Consider the following 24,280-nt stretch of genomic DNA (forward strand, 5'->3'; position numbering starts at 1 on the left):
CCACCCCACCCTCCCGTCGGCTCAGCCCGCCACTCGCCCATCTGGGTGAACATCGTCAACTGGGCTGGATTCCGGCCGGGTTGCGTGATCTACGCTCAGCGCAAACAACCCCAGACATACGACGGCCCTCGCCGGGACGGCAATCCCAAGGCGAGGGCCTGACCACCTAGGAAGATTCGAGCTTCCCGATGGATACACGCGACACTACCGCGCCCCCGCACGCCCGGTCCCGGCACACCGCCGACAAACACCCGAACCAGCGGCACCGGGCGACTTACGGAGTTGGACTCACCCACGACAACTCCCGCCACACCACCCGCTTCACGGTGATCGGCAACCACCTCGCGCAACACCCGGAGCTGTCGGGTCTCGCGATCGGACTCGGCGTCCACATCCAGTCCCTCCCCAAAGACTCCCGCGTCGACATCAAAACCCTCGCCGCCCGCTTCCCCGAGGGCAGGACCCGAATCGCCGCCGCGCTACGCGAGTTGGAGACCCACGGCTACCTCCGCCGCGAACGCCACCGCATCCCCGGCGGCCGGATCATCACCCGCACGATCTCCTGCAACCAGCCCGGCGGCCGTAGGGAACCAGCCCTCGCGCAGACCCCGTCGGTGCCGAACAAGCGCACACCCCACAAGCCCCTCCCCGCCGTACCGCGCCCGTCCTACCCTTCCCCCGCGCTCATCCAGCAGGCCACAGACCTCCTCACAGGCCTGCGCCGCCACGACTCCCGTCTGCTCCTGTCGGCCTGCGACACGGCCCACCTGGCCCCCGGCGTCGCCACCTGGCTGGAGCGAGACGTCACCCCCACCGCCCTACGCCACGCACTCACCACGGACCTGCCACCCGATCCCCTGCGTCGCCCCGCAGCCCTCCTGGCCCATCGTCTGACCGCGCAGTTGCCGTCCCCGCCTCCGTTCCGCGCACCTGTGTCCCCGGAGTCCCCACGACATCCGCTCCAGAACTGCGAAGGCTGCGACCGCGCCTTCCGCTCCCCCACCCCAGGCCGCTGCCACGACTGCCGAACCGATCTCCCGGAGGCCGCCTAGCATGAAGGGGACGATCCTTGCCCCTGGGCACAGACCACGAGGAGCGAGCGCCATGACCATCGCCTCGGACAACGCGCAGCAGGGCGCCACCCACCAGTACCGGGCCATGAGGGACGGCCTGCAGGCCATGGACGACACCCTTCCCGGCAAGTTCGAGATCACCAGGGAAGGGATCGTCCACGACATGATGTCGCCGGGAGGGCCGCACGAGGTCACGGCAGCACGCATCAGCCGACGACTTGAGAAAGTCATGCCGGACGAGTTGCTGGCTCACAACGGGACCCCCGACGTGGAGGACGAGCCCGAGGGGATCATGCGTCACCCTGATGTGATGGTGATCGCGTGGAGCGACCTGGACACCGAAGCCTCCATCGATCCGCGTACGCTCATCGCGGCCATCGAAGTCGTCTCCCGCTCCAACCCGGACAACGACTGGGTGAGCAAGATGCGCGACTATCCCCTGATCGGGATCCCCACCTACGCCGTCTTCGATCCCCGCACCGGCACAGGCGCCGTCCTCACCGACATCCACTCCACCCCCGACGGCCCCCGCTACGCCACCCGCAAGGACTTCGTCTACGGCGAGGACGTCACCATCGGGGACTGGACGATCCCGACGGACGGTCTGCCGCGCTACGGAGACGGGGGAGAGGCGCGATCCGGAAGCTGAGAGACCGGAATCGGCCACCTTCGTGCGAGCCGGCCCGCCCAGCTTGACTCGCCCCCGTACAACTCGGGAATCGTGCAGACAGAGATCGTGGCGGAGAGTCAGCACGGGGGTTGCGCATGTCCATTCCGAGACCGCAGACGCGTCAGTTCGAGGCGTTCACGGCGAACCTGTCGTACGCCCGGCGGATGGTCAAAGCGGGCAAGATGCTCACCCCTTTCAGGTCGCCCACGATCGACATCGACGACTTCTACCGTGCGGCCTGGGTCCAAGCCGTCGCCGCCATCGATCACTGGCTGCACGAAGAGGTGCTGCGCAGGGTTGCCGAGCTGGCCGCCAAGGACAGCCCCGAGATGCCGTACCAGCTGAGGGTCTACGAGTTGCCGCTGCACAGGGTCGAGGCCGTGCAGCGAGGTGATGTCACCCTGCCCGACGCGGTCGTGGAACATCTGCGTGACAAGCTCGCGGCACAGTCGCTCCAGCACCCCGGCAAGATCTCCGAGGTGCTGAAGCTAGTGACCGACAAGAAGGTCTGGTACTTGAGCGCCGGATGGATCAACGAGGCGTTCTTCCAGGGCCGTACCTCACTGAATGAGAAGACCCTTCGCGGTCGCTATCTGGAGATCACTCAGCGGCGTAACAAGATCGCGCACGACGCCGACCTGATCGATGGCGACCTCAAGCAACGCCGTCCCATCGACGAGGCTTCGGTGAACGATGCCATCGACTGGATCGAGCGCATCGCGCTCGCCATCGCCCATGTGCTTGACGAAGAGGAGTGACGGACGGCAGGAGGCGGGCGGGGGAGGCCGGAGGCCTCGTAGGGTGGGCGCATGACCGAACTGCCTGCCCGCCGTCTGCTCCTGGTGCACGCGCATCCGGACGACGAGTCGATCAACAACGGCGCGACCATGGCCAAGTACGCGGCCGAGGGTGCGCACGTGACGCTGATCACGTGCACCCTCGGTGAACGCGGCGAGGTCATCCCGCCCGCGCTGCGGCAGCTGTCGGGTGCCGCGCTCGGGAAACACCGGGCGGGCGAGCTCGCGGCCGCGACCGGCGAACTCGGGGTCGGTGACTTCCGTCTCCTCGGCGGCGCGGGCCGCTACCAGGACTCCGGGATGATGGGCACCCCGGACAACGACGACCCCGAATGCTTCTGGCAGGCCGACGTCGACGAGGCCGCCGGACACCTCGTCGAGGTGATCCGCGAGGTGCGCCCCCAGGTTCTGGTCACCTACGACCCCGACGGCGGCTATGGCCACCCGGACCACATCCAGGCCCACCGCGTCGCCATGCGGGCCGCTCAACTCGCCGCCGACGCCGGGCAGTCGATCGCCAAGGTCTACTGGAACCGCGTACCCCGGACCGTCGTGGACGAGGGTTTCGCGCGGCTGCGTGACGCGCTGCCGGAGCTGCCCTTCGCCGAGACCGCCGCCGTGGACGACGTACCGGGTGTCGTGGACGACGAACGGATCACCGCCGCGATCGACGGCACCGCCCACGCCGCCGCCAAGACCGCCGCGATGCGCGCGCACGCCACCCAGATCGAAGTCGCCCCGGACGAGCCGTACTTCGTGCTCTCCAACTATCTCGCGCAGCCGATCCTCACCACCGAGTACTACGAGTTGGTCCAGGGCGAGGTCGGCGGCCCGGCCGTCGAGACCGACCTCTTCGAAGGGCTGGGCCTGTGATGAGTGCGAACAACGGTGGGAGTCTGCTCGCCCAGCCGCTGCAACGGCCGTCCGGGCTACGGGTGTTGGCCTACCTCGGGCTCTTCGTGCTCGGCGCGGTCGTCGGGGCGGCGGGGGCGCTGGTGCAGGGCGGCTGGTTCCCCGGCGGACTGCTGCTCGCGCTCGCCGGAGCGGGCGGACTCTTCCTCGGCGGGGCGAGAGCCGCCGGCGGCCGGGGCGGGGCAGTGGCGCCCGCGGCCGGCTGGATGGTCGCCGTCATCCTGCTCACCGCCAGCCGTCCGGAGGGCGACTTCCTGTTCGGCGCGGGAGTCGGTTCCTACCTCTTCCTGCTCGGCGGAATGGCCGTAGCTGTGATCTGCGCCACGTTGGGTTTGGGGCGGCAACCAAGCAGCCCTGACGTCCGACTTGGCAAGTGACGTACCACTTCGCGATGACGCGCGCGTGCGAGTCCGGTGTGGGTTTCCCCAGCGGCCGTGGGATACCGCCAAGAAGTGGCCAGTATGGTGGTGCGCGCCGCCGAGTCGCCCGTGGGTGTCGGGCGGCGGAGCCAACCGGGAGAACCTGCCTTGAGTCGTGAAACTGACACTCCGTCCTCCGGGCCCGACGGGCGCGGCGGAGCCGCTTACCCCTCGGGGACCCCGCCGTACGGGACGCCGGCGGCTTCCGACGACCGTACGGACGCGGGGCGTTCGGCCGCGCAGCCGGAGGAACGCAAGACCGAGACGACGCTGACGACCCGGATCCGGATCAACATCCCCGGATCGCGGCCCATTCCGCCGGTCGTCGTGCGCACGCCCGTCGCGGACACCGAGTCCGCCGACGGGTCCACGACCGCCGAGACGCAGCTGCCGAGTTCCGCGCTGCCCACAGGCGTCGTCGAACCGACCGCCGAACTCGCCCTGCCCGGGGCCGAGGAGAAGACCAGCGACTGGTTCGCGCCCCGCAAGTCCGGCCCCGCGAAGGGCGGTCAGGGCGGTGGCGGCACCAACGGCGCCGGGATTCCCGGTGGTTCGGCCGCCGGAACCCCGAGTGCCGGCACTCCGACCGCGGGTGCGCCCGCGGCCGCGCGGCCGACCGGCGGCCGGCCCGGCGGTGTCGTCGGTGCGATGGGCCTGCCGAGCGCTTCCCGGCCGGGCGGCGCCAACGGCTCCACGAACGGTGCCGGGTTCGCCGGGGCCACCGGCGGCGGACCCGTGGCCCCCGGGCACGGCGGCGGCACCGGTTCCTTCGACGTGACCGAGGCACTGGCGGCGGGTTCGCTGGGCAACGGCTCCCGTCCGAACGGCGGCCCCGGCGAACCGCGCCGCGACGACCTGCCGTACTTCTCGGAGAACGGTCAGGGTGCCCAGGGCGGCGGCGAGCAGGGCGGTTTCCCCGGGCCCGGCGGCCAGGGTGCCCAGGGCGGCTACCCCGAGACGAACGGCCAGGGTTTCCCCGGGACCGGGACCAACGGTCACGGCGCGCGCATCGAGCAGTTCCCCGGACCCGACGGCCAGGGCATGGGTCCCGGCGGCCCCGGCGGTCCTGGTGGACCCAGCGGTTTCAACGGCCCGAACGGGCGCGGCGGTCCGGGCGGCCCCCAGGGTCCCGCGGGCCCGACCGGCGGCCCGGTCACCGGCAACGGCCTGATGCTGCCGCCCGGCCCGATGGGCGGAGCGCAGGGAGCCCCCGGCGCGCCGATCGGCTACGCGGACGGCCCGGGCGGCCCGGCCAACGGCACCGGCGGTCCTGGTGGTCCCGGCGGCCAGGGCGCGTCCTCCGGCCGACACGGCGGACGCGGCAGGGGCCCGGGCGGTCCCGGCGGTCCCGGTGCGGGACCCCGTGGCCCCGGCATGGGATCTGGCGGTCCCGGCGCAGGCCCCGGTGGCCCCGGCGCGGGCCCCGCCATGGGTCTCAGCGGCCCCGGCACGGCCGGCGGTGCGAGTCTCCCCGGCATGATCCCCGGCGGCGGTCTCAGCGACGACACCGCGATCCTCACCCCGCAACAGCTGGCCCCCGGACCCGGCATGGCCGGTTACGGCGCCCCCGCCGACCAGGTCTCCGGACACACCGTCACCAGCGGGATGCCGGTCGTCCCGGGCAACGGCACCTCGCCCTTCGGCACGGGCACCCACCCCGACGGACCGCTTCCGCACACGCCCCCGAAGCTGCCCGAGCCCGGCTCGGCGCAGAGCGCGCCCGCCGCCAAGAACGCGGGCAAGAGCGCGGCGAAGAAAAAGAAGAAGGGCCGCAGCAAGCTGGTCCTGCTCGGTGTCGGAGTGTTCATCATCGCGGGCGGTGCCTACGGTGCCGGGCTGCTGATGAACCACACCGACGTGCCCAAGGGCACCACCGTGCTCGGCGTCGACATCGGCGGCGGCACCCGTGACGACGCCGTCAAGAAGCTCGACGACGCGTTCGGCGACCGCGTGAACAAGCCGCTGAAGCTGTCGGTCGGCGGCAGGACCGTCTCGCTGAAGCCGGACCAGGCGGGGCTGCAGTTCGACTTCGCGACCACCGTCAGCAAGGCCGCCACCAGCGACTACAACCCGGTCTCCGTGATCGGCTCGCTCTTCGGCCAGGAGCGGGTCGTCCAGCCCGAGATGCCGACCGACGAGGAGAAGCTCCAGGCCGCCCTGGCGAACCTCGGCGGCGGCTCCGGCACCGGTGCGGTGACCGAGGGCACGATCGAGTTCAAGGCCGGCAAGGCGGTCGCCGTGTACGGCAAGGCGGGCAAGGCCATCGACCCGGCCGGCTCCGTCACGGCCGTGGAGGAGGCGTACCGCACCGAGGTGGAGACCAACACGGCCACCACGGTGACGGTCCCGACGACCACGAAGCAGCCGACGATCACGAACGCCGAGGTCGACCGCGAGATGAAGGCCTTCGCGGAGCCTGCGATGTCCGCGGACGTGATCGTTCAGACGGACACCGCGCACTCGATCCGGTTGAGCCCGCAGAAGTCGCTGTGGAAGTTCCTCAAGGTGACGGCCATCGACGGCAAGCTGGTCGAGAAGCCCGACCTGACCGCCTTGCAGGGGCTCTACGGTCAGACCTTCGACGGCGTGCTGATCAGCCGGGCCAACGGCAAGAAGACGGCCGTCACACCCCAGGACGTGTACCTCGCCCTGCGTGCGGCCCTGACGAGCAAGAGCAACCGGGTCGCGGTCATCGACACGAACCCGAGCTAGGGCCTGTCCGCCGGACAGGTCCTGGTCCGTCCGGACGACGAAGGGGGGCGCCTGTCGGGCGCCCCCCTTCTCGTACGACATCCGCCTCGGTCGTGCGACATGACATCTGTCATGCGCGACACCGGACCGTCGACACTGCCGGGGACCGGCCCCCGGCGGCGACGATGGGTGCCATGACGACAACAGCGGCGACCACCGCCACCCCGGTGGTCGGGTTCGACCAGGTGAGCAAGAGTTACGGCGACGTACGGGCCGTCGACGGACTGTCGCTCGTGCTGCACCCGGGGGAGACAGTGGCCCTGCTGGGTCCGAACGGGGCCGGCAAGTCGACCACCCTCGATCTGCTGCTCGGCCTCAAGCAGGCCGACACCGGCAAGGTCAGCGTCTTCGGCACCAGCCCCCGTGAGGCGATCGTCGCCGGGCGGGTGGGCGCGATGCTGCAGAGCGGCGGGCTGATGGACGAGGTGACGGTCGGCGAACTGGTCAAGCTGGCCTGCGACTTGCACCCCAAGCCGTACAAGGTCGGCGATGTGATCGCCCGCGCGGGGATCGCCCAGATCGCCGACCGCAAGGTCAACAAGCTCTCCGGCGGCCAGGCGCAGCGCGTCCGCTTCGCCCTCGCGACCGCCGGTGACAGCGATCTGATCGTCCTCGACGAGCCGACCACCGGCATGGACGTCTCCGCCCGGCAGGCCTTCTGGGCCACCATGCGCGAACAGGCCGACCAGGGCCGTACGGTCCTCTTCGCCACCCACTACCTCGAAGAGGCCGACGCCATCGCGGACCGCGTGCTGGTCCTGCACCGGGGCAGGCTGCTCGCCGACGGCACCTCCGCCGAGATCAAGGCGAAGGCGGGCGCCCGCAGGGTCGCCTTCGACCTGGACGGCGAGATCGACGAGGCCCCGCTGCGGTCCCTGCCCTTCCTCACCACCATCGACATAAGCGGCTCCACGATCCGCATCCAGTCCACCGACGCCGACGCGACCGTCCACGCGCTCTACGGCCTCGGCGTCTACCCCCGCAACCTCGAAGTCGCCGGACTCGGCCTGGAGCAGGCCTTCGTCGCCATCACCACCGCCGAGGAGGCCAAGCAGTCATGAACAGCCTGATCAAACTGGAACTCACCCGCGCCCTGCGCAACCGCAAGTTCCTGTTCTTCTCGGTGATCTACCCCTCCGTCATCTTCCTGCTGGTCTCCAACCAGACCGGCACGGTCGACGGCACCGGCCTGAGCATCGCCAAGTACGTCATGGTCTCCATGGCCTCCTTCGGCGCCCTCACCGCCGTCCTCATGGGCAACAGCGAGCGCATCGCCAAGGAGCGCGAGAACGGCTGGGTACGGCAGCTGCGGCTGACCACCCTGCCCGGGCGCGGCTATGTCCTCGCCAAGACCGCCAGCGCCGCCGTGGTCAGCCTGCCGTCCATCGTCGTCGTGTTCATCGTCGCCGCAGTGCTGAAGGACGTACGGCTGGAGGCCTGGCAGTGGCTCGCGCTGACCGGTGCGATCTGGGCCGGCAGCCTGGTCTTCGCCGCGCTCGGCGTCGCCATCGGCTACCTCGCGTCCGGGGACGCGGTCCGCCCGATCACGATGATCGTCTACTTCGGACTGTCCATCCTCGGCGGCCTCTGGTTCCCGTCCACGACCTTCCCGACCTGGCTCCAGGACATCGCGAAGTGGCTGCCCACGCACGCGTACGCTGCGCTGGGGCAGGCCATCGAGCAGAGCCGGTCGCCCCACGCCAAGGACATCACCCTCCTCGTCGTCTACTTCGCGCTCTTCGCGGGCGGGGCGGCCTGGCTGTACCGGAAGGACACGCTGAAGGCGTGAGCGCGATGACGGAGGATCTGCGGTCCGAGGAGGAGGCCCGGGCGGACCGGCTGGTGCGGATCGGCCAGCCGCCCCGCAACCGTTCCGAGGCGATGCGCAAACTGGTGTGGGTCGTGCCGTGGCTGATCTTCCTCAGCGCACCGGTGCACGACCTGACCTCCGGCCACCACACCACCCTGGCCACGGCGGCCGGCTGGGTCGGCTGGACGGCCTTCGTCGCGATCTACCTGGCCGTCGTCTTCCGCACCATGGGCCACCCCTACGCCGGCTGGATCGTCGCCACCCTGGTCGCCGTGCTCGGGGCACTCGCCGTCACCCTGGCCCTCACCCTCGGCGGCTCCTGGATCGGCCTCTTCGTCTACGTCTCCGTCTCCTGCGGGGTGGCCCTCCCGCTGCGCGCCGCGTACTGGACGATCCCGCTGACCACCGCGGCCATGATGCTGGTCGGCTGGCACGCCCACGACCTGGACGACGCCTGGGGCCTGTTCCTGGTGGTGCTGCTCATCGGCTACTCCATGACGGGAGTACGGCAACTCGTGCGCACGACGGTCGAGTTGCGCAAGGCCCGCGCCACCGTCGCTCAACTCGCCGCGAACGAGGAGCGCTTGCGCCTGGCCCGGGACCTGCACGACCTGCTGGGCCACTCCCTCTCCCTGATCACCCTGAAGAGCGAGCTGGCCGGTCGGATGCTCCCCGACCACCCCGACAAGGCGGCCCAGCAGGTCGCCGACATCGAACAGGTCAGCCGCCAGGCCCTGGTGGACGTCCGCGAGGCGGTCACCGGCTACCGCCGCCCCCGCCTCCCCGGCGAACTCGCGGGCGCCCAGGTCGCGTTGACGGCGGCCGGCGTCACGGCCGACCTCCCCGCCGAACCGGACCTCACCGACATCCCCGAGGACAGCGAGTCCGCCCTCGCCTGGGCCCTGCGCGAGGCGATCACCAACGTCGTACGGCACAGCGGCGCCCAGCGCTGCGTCGTCGAACTGGTCCGACGCCAGACCTTGGACGGCCCGATGCTCGAACTCTCCGTCGAGGACAACGGCTCGGGCGGCACCGGCAAGGGCCCCGGCAACGGCCTGACGGGCCTCACCGAGCGCCTCGCGAAGGTCGGCGGCTCCCTGGAGACGACCCGCCTCAAACACGGCTTCCGGCTGGTCGCACGGGTGCCCGCGGGCGTTACGGTCGCTTCGGCGGACGTAGGATCCCCCGCATGAGCCGTACGATCAAGGTCCTTCTCGCCGAGGACCAGTCGATGGTCCGCGAGGCACTGGCCGCACTGCTCGGCCTGGAGGACGACATCGAGGTCGTCGCCCAAGTGGCGCGCGGCGACGAGGTGTTGGCGGCGGCCCGGGAACACGCGGTGGACGTGGCCCTCCTCGACATCGAGATGCCCGGCTGCACCGGGATCGAGGCGGCGGCCCAGGTCCACAAGTCGCTGCCCGCGGTGAAACTGGTCGTCCTGACGACCTTCGGCCGCCCCGGCTATCTCCGCAGCGCGATGGAGGCGGGCGCCGACGCGTTCCTGGTGAAGGACGCCCCGGCGGCCCAACTGGCGGAAGCGGTACGGAAGGTGCTGGCGGGCGAGCGTGTCATCGACCCCACGCTGGCCGCAGCGGCGCTGGCGGAGGGCGCCAACCCGTTGACGGACCGCGAGCGCGAGATCCTGCGGGCAGCGGCGGACGGTTCGACGAACGCCGAGCTGGCCAAGGCACTTCATCTGTCCCAGGGGACGGTACGCAACTACCTCTCGACGGCCATCCAGAAGTTGGCGGTGAGGAACAGGGCGGAGGCGGTACGGATCGCGAGGGAGAAGGGTTGGCTGTAAAAACGCTGGCCAGGGGGATTCTTTTTAGGGGCGCGGGGCTGTATCGATTTGCGGCTCCGCCGCGTGGGCGCGACCAGCCACAACGCACCCGCAGACGCCAAATCAGTTCAGCCTGGCACGAGCCGATTGCGCCTGCCCCCGCACTCGATCCGCAGCAGGTTCATCCACCACAGCCACCATCTCCGCATACGCCTCCAACTCGGCAGCCCCGGTGAGGAAATCCCCTCGCTCGACCAGCAGTTGAGCCCGCTCGTACCGCAACCGAGCCGAGTGCGAGGGCAACAGCAACGCCAACTCGACGGCCCACAGGGCGACATCCGACCGTTCCGGCCGAGCCGCAGCCCACGCCCGGATGTTGTTCAGGACGCGCGAAACAACCTCCAGCGGCGCCGCAGGCACAAGCATCGAGGGCTCCAGCGAAGCTCCCGTGGCCCCCGCGACCAGCAACTCCGCGTCGCCGCCCGACAACACCCGCCCTCCGTCGAACGGATCGGCCAGCACCTGTTCCGCCGCCGGCCCGAACCCCACCACGAAGTGCCCCGGCAGCGCGACCCCGTACACGGGAGCCCCCGCCCGCCGGGCGACCTCCATCCACACCACGGACAGCAGGATGGGCAGCCCGCGCCGCCGTCGCAGCACCTCGTGCAGCAGCGAGGATCCCAGCCGCTGGTAGTCGCCGGGCGTACCGCGGAACTCGAAGCGGACACCGAGGAGTTGGTGCAGCGCGTTCGCCCACGCGGAGGGCCCGCCGGGGCGGTAGGGCAACTGTCCGGCCAGCCGGTCGAGTTCGAGCTGCGCCGCGTCGATGCCCGCGTCGTCCAGCGCCCCGTCGGCCGTCGCGCCCACCAGCAGGCACAGCGTGGTCAGATCGGGCCGTTCGGACCGCGCCTCCTCGGCGAACCGGGCACGTACGTCCGCAGCCCGCTCGGGCGACGGGGGAGAGGGACAGGGAACGGGCATGGCGAACTCGAACTCCCTCACGACGAACCGTCGCGACCGGCGCCACCGTCGGGACCGATGGCACTGATGTCACCGATGTCACCGATGTCACCGACGTCGTCGGTCGGGGCCGGCTCGCGATAGTGGTGGTAGGCGTGATGCGCCGCGAACCCCATCCCGGAGTACAGCGCCCGCGCCCCCGTGTTGTCCGTCTCGACCTGCAGCCACGCGGCCGACGCGCCCTCCGCCAGCGCCCGCGAGGCCAACGCGGCCATGACGAGCGAGGCCAGCCCCCGCCGCCGTAGCGCCGGATCGACCTCGACGGCACCGAAACCGGCCCACCGCCCGTCGACGACGCACCGTCCGATCGCCGCGGGCTCGGCACCCTCACCAGGGACCGTCGCGAACCACACCGACGGTCCGCCGCCCAGCACCTTCAGGGCCACCTCGCTCACCCCCTTGCGCTGATAGCGGGCCAGCCACGCGTCGTCGGCCGTCCCGGAGAGGACGACCCCGGCCGGGTCGGCCCGGTCCGCGATCGGGGCCAGCGCCCCGACCCACAGCTCGGCCGTCACCTCACGGGTCCAGCCGCGCCGTTCCAGCTCGGCACAGAGCAGCTCCTGCGTGCCCTCGGCGCCGGTCGCGGTCTGGACGTAGGCGGGCAGGCCACGGTCGCCGTACCACCGTCGTACGGCGGTGAGGGCCGCGTCGAGAGGCAGACCGGGATCGCCGAGCGGGAGCACGGAGTTGGCGCGGCGAGTGAATCCGGCGGCGGCGCGCAGCTCCCAGTCGCCGAGCCGCTCGCTCTCCACGGGCTGCCAGCCGCGCGCGGAGACCCGGGCCAACTCCCGGTACGTGGCCGAGGGCCCCCGACGGCGGGCCGGAGCGGCCGGTACGACCTTGCCCGCCACCAGCGAGGATTCCGAAATATGCACGGACTCCCCACCTTTCCGTGTGATCGTCAGCACACCGCTGTCCCATGATGTGAGAACACCCACCGTGTCGGTGAACTTCTCCGTCGTGTCTTCAGTACCTGTCCAGCACCTGACGGACACCCGTTTGCCCACGTCAGCAGCGGTGATGCGGACCTCGAGACGTCCGGCCGCAGAGATTTCCACAGGTCAGTTCACCCCTCCTGTATGGATCACGCCCCGGAACGGAGATACTAGGTGCGGGCATGGACGACGCCGCGCTCCAGCGCGCCTGGCGGCGGAGCCTACGGAGGCCCGCCAGCGCCCTATCGAGGAGGAACGACAGCGTGACCTACGTCATCGCGCAGCCTTGTGTCGACGTCAAGGACAAGGCGTGCATCGAGGAGTGCCCGGTCGACTGCATCTACGAGGGCTCCCGGTCCTTGTACATCCACCCGGACGAATGCGTCGACTGTGGAGCCTGTGAGCCGGTGTGCCCGGTCGAGGCGATCTTCTACGAGGACGACACTCCCGAGGAGTGGAAGGACTACTACAAGGCGAACGTCGAGTTCTTCGACGAGCTCGGCTCCCCGGGCGGTGCCAGCAAGCTGGGCCTGATCGAGCGCGACCATCCCTTCGTCGCCGCGCTGCCGCCGCAGAACCAGTAAGAGCGGCCCGCACAGACGCGCCGCCTCGGTCCCGTACGGCCTGATCACGCCCGATCAGCGCCCTACGGGGCCGAGGCGTTTGCCGTACCGGGCGTACGGGCCGCATCGGGCCGTACCGGTCGCATCGAAGAAAGTGAGCGAGTAACCGTGTCCGCAGTCACCGACCGCCTCCCCACCTTCCCCTGGGACAAACTGGAGCCGTACAAGAAGACGGCGACGGCGCACCCGGGCGGCATCGTCGACCTGTCGGTCGGCACCCCGGTGGACCCGGTCCCCGATCTGATCCAGAAAGCCCTGATCGACGCGGCCGACTCGCCCGGCTACCCCACGGTCTGGGGCACCCCGGCCCTGCGCGACGCCCTCACCGGCTGGGTCGAACGCCGACTCGGCGCCCGGGACGTCACCCACCACCACGTCCTGCCGATCGTCGGCTCCAAGGAACTGGTCGCCTGGCTCCCGACGCAGCTGGGACTCGGCCCGGGCGATCGCGTCGCGTACCCCCGCCTCGCCTACCCGACGTACGAGGTCGGCGCCCGCCTGGCCCGCGCCGAATACGAGGTCTACGACGACCCGACGCAGCTCGACCCCGAGGGCCTGAAGCTCCTCTGGCTCAACTCGCCCTCCAACCCGACCGGCAGGGTGCTCAGCAAGGACGAGCTGACGCGGGCCGTCGCCTGGGCCCGCGAGCACGGAGTCCTCGTCTTCTCCGACGAGTGCTACCTCGAACTCGGCTGGGAGGCCGACCCGGTCTCGGTCCTGCACCCGGACGTCAACGGCGGCTCCTACGACGGCATCGTCGCCGTCCACTCCCTCTCCAAGCGCTCCAACCTGGCGGGCTACCGCGCGGCCTTCCTGGCCGGTGACCCGGCGATCCTGGGCCCGCTCCTGGAGATCCGCAAGCACGGCGGCATGATGACCTCGGCCCCGACCCAGGCGGCGGTGGTCGCGGCCCTGGGCGACGACACCCACGTCCAGGAACAACGCGACCGCTACAAGGCCCGCCGCACACTGCTGCGCGAAGCACTGACCGGCCACGGCTTCCGCATCGAACACAGCGAGGCCAGCCTCTACTTGTGGGCGACGAGGGACGAGTCCTGCTGGAACACGGTGGCCCACCTCGCCGACCTGGGCATCCTGGTGGCCCCGGGCGACTTCTACGGCGAGGCGGGCGAGAACTTCGTACGAGTGGCGCTGACGGCGACGGATGAACGAGTAAGGGCAGCTGTAGACCGCCTGAGCTGAGGCGCCCCTAAGGGGTGCGGGGAACTGCGCGACAAGCCCCCACCGGCCGCAAGCCGAAAAACAACGCAAGAAGGGGCCCAGGGAACTCCCTGGACCCCTTCAACGCAGGGCGCGCTCAGCCAAGCGGAAGACCCTTGAGGGGCAGCTCCTGAGCCGTAGGCAGCCCACCCTTGGTGACCGCGTCGGTCGGCAGGCCACCACCCGCGGTGGCGGTCTTGGCGGTGTCACCGAGCAGGCCGCCGGCCTGTCCCGCCGTGTCCCCGGCGACATGCTGCGCAGCCGGAGCCACCGTCTTGGCAACCTTCCCGCCGGTCTTGCCTGCGGCCGGCACCGCCTTCTCCAGCGTCTGGCCACCGGACTTGCCGGCGACCCCCGTGACGTTCTGGCTCGCGCCGTCGACCGTGTTGCCGACGCTCGCCCCGTCCAGGGCGGTCAACGCGCCCAGGTTCGGGGTGGCCGGCAGGGAGGGGGCCGCACTGGCGGAGCCGGCCGCACCGACCCCGGCTGCCGCTCCCGCTGCGACGAGCAGCGCGGCACGGGCGATCCGGCGGGTCAGGGGGAGGGACATGATGCTCCTTGTGTTGATCTCCGGGCTCGGACGCAGTGACTACCGCTCGAAGCGCGCGAAGGTTGCGGAGCGCCAACGTAAAGAGTTGGCAATGCGTCGCATTATCAGCTACGGATAAAAACGGACAAAGAGCGCCCGGTCCGAAAGCCTCCCGAATGCCGACAGCCCTTTGTTTTCAAGGACTTCGGCGCACCCGAGAGTGACCAGGCGAAAACCTGAGCACCTCCGGCCCCGGATCGACCACGCATGACCCCTACGGGTGAGGACCCGTACTACTGCCCGGTCGGTCCCTCTGTTTGGATGCGGACCCCGCCCGCGGCCTTCGTGCCGGTCGAGTGCCACGGGTCGTTCGCGCTGCCCGCGGCCCACTCACGGCCCGCGTACGACACGCGGTCGATGTGCAGCGCCGAGGAGTTGGCGACCGCCCAGTGCGCGAGCTGCCAGCCGGTCTTCGTGCTGCCGGACCGCACCGGCAGGGTCACCGTGCTGCTCCCGCCCGTCGCACTCGCGCTCGGCGACGGCGTGGCGGTGGACTTGTCCTTGGACTTGGACTCGGCCTTCGCTTTCGACTCGGACGTGCTCTTGGACGTCGTCCCGCCGCCGGTCACCTCCGCGCCGGTCTCCTTGAGCACCTCGCGCCCGAAGTCCCGTACCAGCGCGGCCCGTACGGCGTCCGGGCCGGTGGTGGTGACGGTGGTGTCCGGGAGTCCCTGGCAGGTCAGCGTGGCGGCCGACTGCCCGGTGAGGGCGGCGGACAGCAGCGTGGCGTCGGGCTCGTGCTTGGCGTACGCCTCCGGGTAGCCGCTGCGCTGCACCCGCTGCGCGGCGACGGTGAGGGGGAGCTTCTGGTAGTCGTCCACCTTGGCCAGGTGCTCGTAGAAGACGCTCGCCGCGTACGTCGGGTCCATGATCTGCTTCTCGGTGCCCCAGCCCTGCGAGGGGCGCTGCTGGAACAGGCCGAGCGAATCCCGGTCCCCGTGGGTGATGTTGACGAGCTGCGACTCCTGGATCGCGGTCGCGAGCGCGATCGTCACGGCCCGCTCGGGCATACCGCGTCCGGTGCCGACGGCGGCGATCGTCGCCGCGTTCATCGTCTGCTCCTGCGTGAACTCGAACTCCTGGCCGTCGTCCTTCCCGGAGACCACCTTGCAACCGGGGCCGCCCCGGCCGCCGGTGACGTACTGGACGACGAGATAGCCCGCGACCGCGAGCAGCACCACGAAGGCGGCCGAGAACCGGAAGAGGCGACCGCGTCGACGCTTCTTTGGGGTGGGGGACTGCTCAGGCATCCCCACAAGGTAGCGGAGGCTCCTGTTACCGCTGAGCCGGGTGTGGACAAACGGTGGAGACGCCCTTCGCGTTAGGGTCGACGGCATGGCCGATACCCCACTTGACCTCACGCTGGACGCCGCACGGCTCACCGCGCAACTCGTCGACCTCCCCTCGGAGAGCGGCAGCGAGAAGCCCCTCGCGGACGCGATCGAGACCGCGCTGCGCGCCCTGCCCCACCTGACGGTCGACCGGTACGGCAACAACATCGTCGCGCGCACCGACTTGGGCCGTACGGAACGCGTCATTCTGGCCGGTCACATCGACACGGTCCCGATCGCCGGGAACGTCCCCTCGCGCCTCGACGAGAACGGCGTCCTGTGGGGCTGCGGCACTTGCGACATGAAGTCCGGCGTCGCCGTCCAACTCCGCCTCGCGGCCACGGTCCCGGCCCCCAACCGCGACCTGACGTTCGTCTTCTACGACAACGAGGAGGTCGCCGCTCCCCTCAACGGCCTCAAGCACGTCTCCGAAGCCCATCCGGAGTGGCTGGCGGGCGACTTCGCGGTCCTCCTGGAGCCGACCGACGGCCAGGTCGAGGGCGGCTGTCAGGGCACGCTGAGGATGTTCCTGAAGTTCAAGGGTGAACGAGCGCACTCCGCGCGCGCGTGGATGGGCTCCAACGCGATCCACGCGGCCTCGCGGGCGCTGGCCAAGCTCGCCGCCTACGAGGCCCGCACGCCGGTCGTGGACGGCCTTCAGTTCCACGAGGGCCTCAACGCGGTGCGTGTGGAAGGGGGCGTGGCCACCAACGTGATCCCTGACGCGTGCACCCTGGTCGTCAACTTCCGCTACGCGCCCGACCGCAGCGAGCAGGAGGCGGAGGCCTTCGTGCGCGAGTACTTCGCCGACTGCGGGGTCGACGAGTTCGTCGTGGACGACCACACCGGAGGGGCCCGCCCCGGCCTCAACCACCCGGCCGCGGCGGCCTTCATGGCGGCCGTCGGCGGCGAGGCCCGCCCCAAGTTCGGCTGGACCGACGTGGCCCGCTTCAGCGCCCTGGGGGTGCCCGCGGTGAACTACGGCCCCGGTGCCCAACTCCTCGCCCACAAGGTGGACGAGAGGGTCGAGGCGGCCCTCATCCCCGAGGCGGAGCGGCGGCTGCGGGACTGGCTCACCGCCTGACATCCGTATGTCCCCCCTCCGTAACCCGCGTAGACCTACGCTGAGGTACGAAACACCTGCAAGTGGAGGGAGCGCACATGGCTACAGGCAACCCCGAGGGCAAGCAGCAGCCACCGGAGGAGCAGCGCCTGGGACCGGTCCTCCGGAGGCGCGGCCAGGTGACCGCGAGCACGACCGACCAGCGTCTCCTGGACGCGGGCGGCCCCTCGGACTGGGTCCACACCGACCCGTGGCGCGTACTGCGCATCCAGTCGGAGTTCATCGAGGGCTTCGGCACGCTGGCCGAACTGCCGCCCGCGATCAGCGTGTTCGGCTCGGCCCGCACCAAGCCGGACTCACCGGAGTACGAAGCGGGCGTACGGCTCGGACACGCCCTCGTGGAGGCCGGGTGGGCCGTGATCACCGGCGGCGGCCCCGGAGCCATGGAGGCGGCCAACAAGGGCGCCCTGGAGGCCAAGGGCATCTCCGTCGGCCTGGGCATCGAGCTGCCCTTCGAGCAAGGGCTCAATCCGTACGTCGATATCGGCCTCAACTTCCGCTACTTCTTCGTGCGGAAGATGATGTTCGTCAAGTACGCACAAGGATTCGTGGTTCTGCCCGGCGGTCTCGGCACCCTCGACGAGCTCTTCGAGGCGCTGACCCTGGTGCAGACCCAGAAGGTCACCCGCTTCCCGATCGTCCTCTTCGGCAGCGAGTACTGGGGCGGCCTGGTCGACTGGCTGAAGAACACCCTGATCGCCCAGGGCAAGGCGTCGGAGAAGGACCTGCTCCTGTTCCACGTGACGGACGACGTGGACGAGGCGGTCGCGTTGGTGTCGAAGGAAGCGGGACGGTAACTCTTTCGAGTCCGCTCACCTTCAGCCCGTCCGGCGTTTGAGGACGAGGCCCTTTCGGGGCCGGAGCGGGGGTCTGGGGGCGGCAGCCCCCAGGTACGGGACGGGAAGGGGCGGCGGGGGCGAAAAAATCAGGCCAGCCCCCGCCGCGCCACAGCCGGCGGCCGATGCCCGGCGATCGACGCCACCATGTCCAGCACCTGCCGCGTCTCCGCGACCTCGTGCACCCGATACACCTGGGCACCGAGCCACGCCGACACGGCAGTCGTCGCGAGCGTCCCGACAACCCGCTCCTTGACCGGCTTGTCGAGCGTCTCGCCCACGAAGTCCTTGTTGGACAGCGACACCAGCACCGGCCACCCCGTGTCGACCATCTCCCCGAGACGCCGAGTCGCCTCCAGACTGTGCCGCGTGCTCTTCCCGAAGTCGTGCCCGGGATCGATCAGCACCGACTCCCTGGACACCCCCAGGGAAACGGCCCGCTCGGCCAGCCCCAGGGTCACGCGCAGGATGTCGGCCATGACGTCGTCGTACGTCACCCGGTGCGGACGCGTCCGAGGCTCGGCGCCGCCCGCGTGCGTGCACACCAGGCCCACGCCGTACCGCGCGGCGACCTCCGCGAGCCGGGGATCGACGCCGCCCCACGCGTCGTTCAGGAGATCCGCGCCGACCTCGCAGACGGCCTCGCCGACCTCGTGCCGCCAGGTGTCGACGCTGATGATCACGTCGGGGAAGCGCCGCCGCACCTCGGCCACGAAACCGACCGTGCGCCGCGCCTCCTCCTCGGCGGTGACCTCCTCGCCGGGACCGGCCTTGACCCCGCCGATGTCGATGATGGCGGCCCCTTCGGCCACCGCCTGCTCCACGCGCGCGAGGGCGGGCTCGTCGCGGAACGTCGCCCCCTGGTCGTAGAAGGAGTCCGGGGTCCGGTTCACGATCGCCATGATCACCGGCTCGTGCGCGTCGAATTCACGCCTGCCCAGCCTGAGCATCCCCTGTGACCTCTCCTAGTACCTACCGGTCTTCAGCCGCCTGTGACCCTAACTGTCAGCGTCGCATGGCACGATCGGACCCTGACACATTCGGCTTCGGCACGTCCGACATCGACGCCCGTGGAGACCTCAGAGATGTTCATGTTCCTGTTCCTGGTCGTCGGGCTCGCCGTCGTGGTCGGCGCCGTGACCCTCTCGGTGATCGGCGGCGGCGACAACGCCCCGCTGCCCGACGTCGCGCCCGAGCGCCTCGACGACGCGCTGCCCCCGGACCGGCCGGTCGACCAGGCCGACGTGGAGAGCATCCGCTTCCCGCTCGCCGCGCGGGGCTACCGCATGGCCGAGGTGGACGACGCGCTCAGCCGCATCGGCGCCGAACTCGCCGAGCGCGACGCCCGGATCGCCGACCTGGAGTCCGCGTTGGCGGGCGCGCAGAACCACCGCGTCTCGATCGAGAAGCCCGCGGAAGGCGACCACCAGTGAGCGACGCCGTGGCCGGTCCGGACGGCGCCCTGCGCTGTCCCTGGGCGCTGTCCACCGAGGACTACGTCACCTACCACGACGAGGAGTGGGGCCGCCCGGTCCACGGCGACGACGCCCTCTACGAACGGCTCTCCCTGGAGGCCTTCCAGTCGGGCCTCTCCTGGATCACGATCCTGCGCCGCCGCGAGGGCTTCCGGGCCGCGTTCGACGGCTTCCGCATCGCCAAGGTCGCCGCTTTCACGGACGCCGACCGCGAGCGCCTGCTCCTCGACGCGGGCATCATCCGCAACCGCCTCAAGATCGACGCGACGATCGCCAACGCGCGCGTGCTGGCCGACTGGGCGCCGGGCGAACTGGACGAGTTCATCTGGTCCCACGCCCCCGAGCCGGGCCCGGCCCCGAAGACACTCGGGGACGTCCCGGCGGTCACGGAGGCGTCGACGGCCCTGTCCAAGGCCTTGAAGAAGCGGGGCCTGAAATTCGTAGGCCCGACGACGGCGTACGCCTTGATGCAGGCATGCGGACTGGTGAACGACCACCTGGCGGATTGTGTGGCCCGCCTCCCCTGAGGCGGTTCAGCGACCCAAGTACTTCGGCGTCTCCTTGTTGACGAAGGCCTGCACGGCGATCGCGTGGTCCTCCGACGCGCCCGCCCGGGCCTGGAGTTCGTCCTCCTTCTCCAGCGTCTCCTCAAGGGTGTGCGAGAAGCCGTAGGCCACCGACTCCTTCAGCGCCGCGTAGGCAACCGTCGGCCCAACGGCCAACGCCCGCGCCACCTTCTCGGCCTCCGCGTGCAGCTCACCCGCGGGTACGAGACGGTTGGCGATCCCGAGGTCGTAGGCCTCCTGCGCGGTGATCGTGCGCGGGAACAGCAGCAGGTCGGAGGCGCGCCCGGGACCGACGACCCTGGGCAGCGTCCAGGAGATGCCGGAGTCCGCGGTCAGCGCCACGCCCGCGAAGGACGTGTTGAAGCCCGCGGTGTCCGCCACCACGCGGTAGTCCGCGGCCAGCGCGAGCCCGAAACCGGCCCCGGCCGCGACCCCGTTCACCCCGGCGACCACGGGCTTCGCCATCCCGGCCAGCGCCCGCACGATGGGGTTGTAGTGCTCCTTCACCGTGGTCATCGTGGCCCCGGTCCCGGCCTCGCGGTCGGCGGCCAGCAACGTGATGTGCTCCTTGAGGTCCTGGCCCACGCAGAACGCCCGCTCCCCGGCCGCGGTCAGCAGCACCGCCCGTACGGCGTCGTCGCCCGCCGCGGCCTGTACCGCCTCCCGGAGGGCGACCTTGGTCGCGATGTTCAGCGCGTTCATCGCCTCCGGGCGGTTCAGCGTGATCGTCGCGAGTCCGTCGCTCACCTCGTAGAGCACGGTGTCGGCCATGGTGTGTCCCCTCCGGTGTCGCCGCTTGGGCGTACCGGTCGGTACGCCCTACGTCCGTAGGACAGCATGGCGGAGATCGCCGTCCAAGCACCGGACCGGACGTGTGACCTGCGTCAAAGAATTCCGGACCGGAATCGGTGGGCGGGGGTCCGCGCGGCGGCGAAGTATCGCAGTCACATCGGCGAATTGAGTGGTTTTGCTCGCGCGCGTTGCCCAAGCGATGCCGACTGATGTTGGTCATCGGGTCCTGAGATGCGGGATAATGGCCTGGAAGCAATGTGTTCGATGCCGGTGACGCGTGTCTCATTAGGGGCCGCGCGTGCCCTCCATGGGGCCGTCGGCGACGATGAGCTGGTTTCAGGAAGGGGAACGAGCATGGCGGCCATGAAGCCGCGGACGGGCGATGGCCCGCTCGAGGTGACCAAGGAGGGGCGGGGCATCGTCATGCGCGTTCCGCTCGAAGGCGGCGGTCGGCTCGTCGTCGAGCTGACCCCTGACGAGGCCGACGCCCTGGGCGACGCCCTCAAGAAGGTCGTCGGCTGACGCGGCGGAACGCGACCATACCCCTTCAGCTGCCCCGGCATCCGAGATGGTGCCGGGGCAGCTGCTTTCCCGCGTTCCCAAGGTGTCCTACCGCTTGACGGCGCACAGCAGTCCGTCGCCCACCGGGAGCAGCGACGGCACCAGTTCCGGGATCTCGCGCACCGCCCGCAGCAGGTCGCGCAGCCGCAGCACCTCGGTGGGCTGAGGGCCCGAATCCACGGTCCGGCCGTTGGCGAAGACGCCCTCGAAGACCACCAGGCCACCCGGACGCAGCAGGCGCAACGATTCAGCGAGATAGTCCAGGAACTCCTGCCGGTCGCCGTCGCAGAACACCAGGTCGTAGCCGGCGTCCGCGAGCCGGGGCAGCACGTCCAGGGCGCGGCCCGGGATGAAGCGGGCCCGGTTGCTGGCGAAGCCGCAGGCGCGGAAGGCCTGGCGGGCGAACTGCTGGTGGTCCGGCTCCTGGTCGACGGTCGTCAGTACCCCGTCCGGCCGCATGCCGTGGAGAAGATGCATCCCGGACACGCCGGTCCCGGTTCCGATCTCCGCCACCGCCTTGGCGTCCACGGTGGCGGCCAGCATCCGCAGCGCGGCGCCCGTGCCGGGCGACACCGAGCGCAGCCCTGCCTCGCGGGCCCGGTCCCGGGCCCAGCGCAGTGCTTCGTCCTCGGCGACATAGGCGTCGGCGAACGCCCAGCTCGTCTGCCGGTTGCCGGTAATGACCCTCTCCTGTCCCCGTGGTTGCCTGGGCGTGACTGTATCCGTTGGTGCCGGGAACCTGCTGATGGGACCGGGCGTTTAGAGGGGGAGGAATGCACTGGGGGACGCGGCCGGAGGGGAGAGCGGGGGATGAGGATGGATCAGGACGTCGAGCAGCGGCGGGAGCAGGGGCCCGAGCATCGGCTCGTACCGCCGGAAGGTCGGTATGAGCGTGTATCAAATTCTCGTAAAACCCCTTATCCGGAGCTAACGGGCGAGGTGGCTATGGTAGGGACTCCACTGGACACCACCAGAGCCGACAGGGGAGGTGCGGCTGTACCTGTGGATCGGGGAGGAGTGCTCCGGCGCTTTCTCGGATCGGCGGGCAGGCCGAAATCCGTGAACGACACCGCTGCTGACCACAGCCACGCCGCTGACCATGCCCAGACCGCGACCTTCTCCACCGACGCGGACGGGCAGGCGTGGACTCCGCCCACCTGGGAGGAGATCGTCAGCACCCACAGCGGCCGTGTGTACCGGCTCGCGTACCGCCTGACGGGGAACCAGCACGACGCCGAGGACCTCACGCAAGAGGTCTTCGTCCGGGTCTTCCGTTCCCTGTCGACCTACACGCCCGGCACCTTCGAGGGCTGGCTGCACCGCATCACCACCAACCTCTTCCTGGACATGGTCCGCCGCAAGCAGCGCATCCGTTTCGACGCGCTCGGGGAGGACGCGGCCGAGCGCCTGCCCAGCCGCGAGCCGTCGCCCCAGCAGGTCTTCAACGACGCGCACTTCGACGCCGACGTCCAGCAGGCCCTGGACACCCTCGCGCCCGAGTTCCGCGCGGCCGTCGTCCTGTGCGACATCGAGGGCCTCTCCTACGAGGAGATCGCCGCGACCCTGGGCGTCAAGCTCGGCACGGTCCGGTCCCGGATCCACCGTGGCCGCTCCCAGCTGCGCAAGGCCCTCGCACACCGCTCGCCGGAAGCACGGGCCGAGCGCCGTTCCTTCGTGGCGCGTGTGCCCGCGCTGGGGGGAGGGGGCGCGACCGCGTGAGTGGATCACGTCCTACGCCTGCGGAGCAGCATCTGGGAGACCGACTTTCCGCCCTGGTGGACGGGGAGCTCGGTCATGAGTCGCGCGATCGCGTACTGGCACACCTGGCCACCTGTACGAAGTGCAAGGCCGAGGCCGACGCGCAGCGCCGACTGAAGAACGTGTTCGCGGAAATGGCCCCGCCGCCCCCTTCCGAGAGCTTCCTGGCCCGCCTGCAGGGACTTCCCGGGGGAGACGGCGACACGGACGACGAGGAACCACCCGGCGGGGGGCTCTTCGCCGGGGTCGGCCTCTTCGGCGTCAAAAGAGACGGCCCGCTCGACGCGTTCGAGTTCGGCTACGTCCCCGCGGGCCCGCACGCCGCGACAGCCCTGACCCCTTCGTCCGCACCGGCCCGCGAGGGCTTCCGTATCCATGACGTCAGCCGGCACGACACCGACCGCTCCGCCTCGCGCGGGATGCGGTTCGCGTTCGTCGCCGCCGGCGCGGTGTCACTGGCCGCGATCGCGCTGGGCGGGGTCGCCACGGTCACGCCGGGCGACACCGCCGCCGAGGCGCGGGGCGGTGCGGGCGTGACTCCGGCGCGCACCCAGGGCACGGGTGCCGCGACCGCCGACTCCGGTCGCCGCCGTGGTGTCGGGCCCCTGCTCGCCCAGGGCACGAGCCAGCGCTCGATGCTCGGCGACACCCCGGTGGTCCCGACCTCCGTGTCCGCGCCGCTGCTGCCCGGGGTGCCGTCCCCGACGGCCGTCCGGGGCGACGACGAGGTCATGCACACGCTGACGGCGCCCGTGGTGGCCGGTGCGGCGGTCATGTCCCCGCTGATACGCCCGCTCAACACGAACCCGCCGGTCGCCCTCACCTCGTGGTCCACGGCCCCCGATGTCATGGCCCCCGGCCTGCTGCGCGCACCCGACACCACCTCTTCCCCCACTCCCGCACCCTCCGCCTCCTCCCGCCCCCGCCGCTGACCGTCCCCTGCGCCACACCCCGCCGACCTGGTTGAATCCGGGGAGTACGGGGTGGCACGGCGGGCGGTGGGGAGCACATGAACGAGGGGACACCGGAACCGAGGCCCACGAAACCGAAGTGGTGGAGTCGGGGCCGAGCGGTGACGCCGGGTGCGGGTGAGGGCGGCGGTAGCGGTCACCTCGGCGTGGGCGTGAGCGCCGAAGTCGCTTCAGCCGATGCCGACTTCGAGCTGGGGCACCCCGTGGAGGCGCCCGGCGCCGCCCCACAGACCCCCACGACGGCCTCCGAGGTTCCCGTCCCAC

At 70.7% G+C, this 24,280-nt stretch carries 26 protein-coding genes; 19 read left to right on the forward strand and 7 right to left on the reverse strand.

What is annotated here, in order from left to right:
* Positions 1–188 precede the first annotated feature (188 nt).
* The 10 genes from JHN45_RS35400 to JHN45_RS35445 all read left to right on the forward strand — a co-directional run bounded on the left by JHN45_RS35400 (position 189) and on the right by JHN45_RS35445 (position 10,236).
* Positions 189–1,052, forward strand: coding sequence for a helix-turn-helix domain-containing protein (locus JHN45_RS35400; protein WP_201053376.1), 864 nt, complete (start codon positions 189–191; stop codon positions 1,050–1,052).
* A gap of 52 nt (positions 1,053–1,104) precedes the next feature.
* Positions 1,105–1,722 carry a Uma2 family endonuclease gene (locus JHN45_RS35405; RefSeq protein WP_201053378.1) on the forward strand — a complete coding sequence of 206 codons (618 nt, stop codon included), beginning with the start codon at positions 1,105–1,107 and terminating at the stop codon, positions 1,720–1,722.
* Between the two features lie 116 nt (positions 1,723–1,838).
* Positions 1,839–2,501: a hypothetical protein gene (locus JHN45_RS35410; protein ID WP_201053379.1), complete on the forward strand. Its 663-nt coding sequence runs from the start codon at positions 1,839–1,841 to the stop codon at positions 2,499–2,501.
* A gap of 51 nt (positions 2,502–2,552) precedes the next feature.
* Positions 2,553–3,413, forward strand: a complete 861-nt coding sequence (gene mshB / locus JHN45_RS35415) for an N-acetyl-1-D-myo-inositol-2-amino-2-deoxy-alpha-D-glucopyranoside deacetylase (protein ID WP_201053387.1) — start codon at positions 2,553–2,555, stop codon at positions 3,411–3,413.
* Positions 3,413–3,829, forward strand: coding sequence for a DUF6113 family protein (locus JHN45_RS35420; protein ID WP_200713332.1), 417 nt, complete (start codon positions 3,413–3,415; stop codon positions 3,827–3,829). Before mshB ends, JHN45_RS35420 begins: the two co-directional genes overlap by 1 nt.
* 150 nt (positions 3,830–3,979) lie before the next feature.
* Complete coding sequence (locus JHN45_RS35425; protein ID WP_201053389.1) at positions 3,980–6,583, forward strand: hypothetical protein; 2,604 nt, start codon at positions 3,980–3,982, stop codon at positions 6,581–6,583.
* Positions 6,584–6,756: 173 nt separating this feature from the next.
* Complete coding sequence (locus tag JHN45_RS35430; protein WP_200713334.1) at positions 6,757–7,683, forward strand: ABC transporter ATP-binding protein; 927 nt, start codon at positions 6,757–6,759, stop codon at positions 7,681–7,683.
* Positions 7,680–8,411 (forward strand): ABC transporter permease, encoded by a 732-nt coding sequence (locus JHN45_RS35435; protein WP_200713335.1) that lies wholly within the window; start codon positions 7,680–7,682, stop codon positions 8,409–8,411. The genes JHN45_RS35430 and JHN45_RS35435 overlap by 4 nt, the downstream gene beginning before the upstream one ends.
* Before the next feature lie 5 nt (positions 8,412–8,416).
* Positions 8,417–9,625, forward strand: coding sequence for a sensor histidine kinase (locus tag JHN45_RS35440; RefSeq protein ID WP_201053403.1), 1,209 nt, complete (start codon positions 8,417–8,419; stop codon positions 9,623–9,625).
* Positions 9,622–10,236 (forward strand): response regulator transcription factor, encoded by a 615-nt coding sequence (locus JHN45_RS35445; protein ID WP_200713336.1) that lies wholly within the window; start codon positions 9,622–9,624, stop codon positions 10,234–10,236. The genes JHN45_RS35440 and JHN45_RS35445 overlap by 4 nt, the downstream gene beginning before the upstream one ends.
* 102 nt (positions 10,237–10,338) lie before the next feature.
* Here JHN45_RS35445 and JHN45_RS35450 read toward each other — a convergent pair whose 3' ends face one another.
* Together JHN45_RS35450 and JHN45_RS35455 are read right to left on the reverse strand one after the other, a co-directional pair.
* Positions 10,339–11,196, reverse strand: coding sequence for a transglutaminase-like domain-containing protein (locus JHN45_RS35450; protein ID WP_201053391.1), 858 nt, complete (start codon positions 11,194–11,196; stop codon positions 10,339–10,341).
* Between the two features lie 17 nt (positions 11,197–11,213).
* Entirely contained in the window at positions 11,214–12,293 is a 1,080-nt protein-coding gene (locus tag JHN45_RS35455) for a GNAT family N-acetyltransferase (protein ID WP_307783290.1), read from the reverse strand.
* A 140-nt stretch (positions 12,294–12,433) separates the two neighbouring features.
* Here JHN45_RS35455 and fdxA point away from each other — a divergent pair, with 140 nt between their 5' ends.
* A complete protein-coding gene (gene fdxA, locus JHN45_RS35460; RefSeq protein WP_019058397.1) occupies positions 12,434–12,754 on the forward strand; it encodes a ferredoxin in 321 nt (106 codons plus the stop codon).
* 147 nt (positions 12,755–12,901) lie between these two features.
* Positions 12,902–13,996: a bifunctional succinyldiaminopimelate transaminase/glutamate-prephenate aminotransferase gene (locus JHN45_RS35465; protein ID WP_201053393.1), complete on the forward strand. Its 1,095-nt coding sequence runs from the start codon at positions 12,902–12,904 to the stop codon at positions 13,994–13,996.
* A 115-nt stretch (positions 13,997–14,111) separates the two neighbouring features.
* Here the strand turns inward: JHN45_RS35465 and JHN45_RS35470 are convergent, their stop codons facing one another.
* A complete protein-coding gene (locus tag JHN45_RS35470; RefSeq protein ID WP_019072065.1) occupies positions 14,112–14,564 on the reverse strand; it encodes a hypothetical protein in 453 nt (150 codons plus the stop codon).
* 272 nt (positions 14,565–14,836) lie between these two features.
* Positions 14,837–15,853 (reverse strand): heavy metal transporter, encoded by a 1,017-nt coding sequence (locus JHN45_RS35475; RefSeq protein WP_201053396.1) that lies wholly within the window; start codon positions 15,851–15,853, stop codon positions 14,837–14,839.
* A gap of 85 nt (positions 15,854–15,938) precedes the next feature.
* On the opposite strand from JHN45_RS35475, the gene dapE reads away from it, so the two are divergent.
* Positions 15,939–17,018 (forward strand): succinyl-diaminopimelate desuccinylase, encoded by a 1,080-nt coding sequence (gene dapE, locus JHN45_RS35480; RefSeq protein WP_201053398.1) that lies wholly within the window; start codon positions 15,939–15,941, stop codon positions 17,016–17,018.
* A 77-nt stretch (positions 17,019–17,095) separates the two neighbouring features.
* On the forward strand, positions 17,096–17,854 hold the full coding sequence (locus JHN45_RS35485; protein WP_093628996.1) for a TIGR00730 family Rossman fold protein: 759 nt from the start codon (positions 17,096–17,098) through the stop codon (positions 17,852–17,854).
* 128 nt (positions 17,855–17,982) lie between these two features.
* On the opposite strand, the gene folP is transcribed toward JHN45_RS35485, so the two are convergent.
* Positions 17,983–18,843: a dihydropteroate synthase gene (gene folP, locus JHN45_RS35490; protein ID WP_200713342.1), complete on the reverse strand. Its 861-nt coding sequence runs from the start codon at positions 18,841–18,843 to the stop codon at positions 17,983–17,985.
* Positions 18,844–18,984: 141 nt separating this feature from the next.
* On the opposite strand from folP, the gene JHN45_RS35495 reads away from it, so the two are divergent.
* Both JHN45_RS35495 and JHN45_RS35500 read left to right on the forward strand, forming a co-directional pair.
* On the forward strand, positions 18,985–19,326 hold the full coding sequence (locus tag JHN45_RS35495; RefSeq protein WP_200713347.1) for a DivIVA domain-containing protein: 342 nt from the start codon (positions 18,985–18,987) through the stop codon (positions 19,324–19,326).
* Positions 19,323–19,895 carry a DNA-3-methyladenine glycosylase I gene (locus JHN45_RS35500; RefSeq protein ID WP_201053400.1) on the forward strand — a complete coding sequence of 191 codons (573 nt, stop codon included), beginning with the start codon at positions 19,323–19,325 and terminating at the stop codon, positions 19,893–19,895. Before JHN45_RS35495 ends, JHN45_RS35500 begins: the two co-directional genes overlap by 4 nt.
* Positions 19,896–19,901: 6 nt before the next feature.
* Here the strand turns inward: JHN45_RS35500 and JHN45_RS35505 are convergent, their stop codons facing one another.
* Positions 19,902–20,705, reverse strand: a complete 804-nt coding sequence (locus JHN45_RS35505) for an enoyl-CoA hydratase/isomerase family protein (protein ID WP_200713344.1) — start codon at positions 20,703–20,705, stop codon at positions 19,902–19,904.
* Between the two features lie 375 nt (positions 20,706–21,080).
* On the opposite strand from JHN45_RS35505, the gene JHN45_RS35510 reads away from it, so the two are divergent.
* Complete coding sequence (locus JHN45_RS35510; RefSeq protein WP_003966491.1) at positions 21,081–21,248, forward strand: DUF3117 domain-containing protein; 168 nt, start codon at positions 21,081–21,083, stop codon at positions 21,246–21,248.
* Between the two features lie 87 nt (positions 21,249–21,335).
* On the opposite strand, the gene JHN45_RS35515 is transcribed toward JHN45_RS35510, so the two are convergent.
* Positions 21,336–22,034, reverse strand: coding sequence for an O-methyltransferase (locus JHN45_RS35515; protein WP_078532585.1), 699 nt, complete (start codon positions 22,032–22,034; stop codon positions 21,336–21,338).
* Positions 22,035–22,304: 270 nt separating this feature from the next.
* On the opposite strand from JHN45_RS35515, the gene sigE reads away from it, so the two are divergent.
* Positions 22,305–23,006 (forward strand): RNA polymerase sigma factor SigE, encoded by a 702-nt coding sequence (gene sigE / locus JHN45_RS35520; protein WP_019072074.1) that lies wholly within the window; start codon positions 22,305–22,307, stop codon positions 23,004–23,006.
* Complete coding sequence (locus JHN45_RS35525; protein ID WP_201053401.1) at positions 23,003–23,977, forward strand: anti-sigma factor; 975 nt, start codon at positions 23,003–23,005, stop codon at positions 23,975–23,977. Before sigE ends, JHN45_RS35525 begins: the two co-directional genes overlap by 4 nt.
* Positions 23,978–24,280 lie beyond the last annotated feature (303 nt).

The sequence above is a fragment of the Streptomyces sp. MBT53 genome, from assembly GCF_016654115.1.
GTDB lineage: Bacteria > Actinomycetota > Actinomycetes > Streptomycetales > Streptomycetaceae > Streptomyces.

Coding starts and splice junctions, on each gene's coding strand:
- JHN45_RS35450 (WP_201053391.1), bottom strand. CDS start 11,196: ATGCCCGTTCCCTGTCCCTCTCCCCCGTCGCCCGAGCGGGCTGCGGAC.
- JHN45_RS35470 (WP_019072065.1), bottom strand. CDS start 14,564: ATGTCCCTCCCCCTGACCCGCCGGATCGCCCGTGCCGCGCTGCTCGTC.
- JHN45_RS35420 (WP_200713332.1), top strand. CDS start 3,413: ATGAGTGCGAACAACGGTGGGAGTCTGCTCGCCCAGCCGCTGCAACGG.
- folP (WP_200713342.1), bottom strand. CDS start 18,843: ATGCTCAGGCTGGGCAGGCGTGAATTCGACGCGCACGAGCCGGTGATC.
- dapE (WP_201053398.1), top strand. CDS start 15,939: ATGGCCGATACCCCACTTGACCTCACGCTGGACGCCGCACGGCTCACC.
- JHN45_RS35405 (WP_201053378.1), top strand. CDS start 1,105: ATGACCATCGCCTCGGACAACGCGCAGCAGGGCGCCACCCACCAGTAC.
- JHN45_RS35505 (WP_200713344.1), bottom strand. CDS start 20,705: ATGGCCGACACCGTGCTCTACGAGGTGAGCGACGGACTCGCGACGATC.
- JHN45_RS35510 (WP_003966491.1), top strand. CDS start 21,081: ATGGCGGCCATGAAGCCGCGGACGGGCGATGGCCCGCTCGAGGTGACC.
- JHN45_RS35430 (WP_200713334.1), top strand. CDS start 6,757: ATGACGACAACAGCGGCGACCACCGCCACCCCGGTGGTCGGGTTCGAC.
- JHN45_RS35410 (WP_201053379.1), top strand. CDS start 1,839: ATGTCCATTCCGAGACCGCAGACGCGTCAGTTCGAGGCGTTCACGGCG.
- JHN45_RS35495 (WP_200713347.1), top strand. CDS start 18,985: ATGTTCCTGTTCCTGGTCGTCGGGCTCGCCGTCGTGGTCGGCGCCGTG.
- JHN45_RS35475 (WP_201053396.1), bottom strand. CDS start 15,853: ATGCCTGAGCAGTCCCCCACCCCAAAGAAGCGTCGACGCGGTCGCCTC.
- JHN45_RS35440 (WP_201053403.1), top strand. CDS start 8,417: ATGACGGAGGATCTGCGGTCCGAGGAGGAGGCCCGGGCGGACCGGCTG.
- JHN45_RS35435 (WP_200713335.1), top strand. CDS start 7,680: ATGAACAGCCTGATCAAACTGGAACTCACCCGCGCCCTGCGCAACCGC.
- mshB (WP_201053387.1), top strand. CDS start 2,553: ATGACCGAACTGCCTGCCCGCCGTCTGCTCCTGGTGCACGCGCATCCG.
- JHN45_RS35445 (WP_200713336.1), top strand. CDS start 9,622: ATGAGCCGTACGATCAAGGTCCTTCTCGCCGAGGACCAGTCGATGGTC.
- JHN45_RS35400 (WP_201053376.1), top strand. CDS start 189: ATGGATACACGCGACACTACCGCGCCCCCGCACGCCCGGTCCCGGCAC.
- JHN45_RS35485 (WP_093628996.1), top strand. CDS start 17,096: ATGGCTACAGGCAACCCCGAGGGCAAGCAGCAGCCACCGGAGGAGCAG.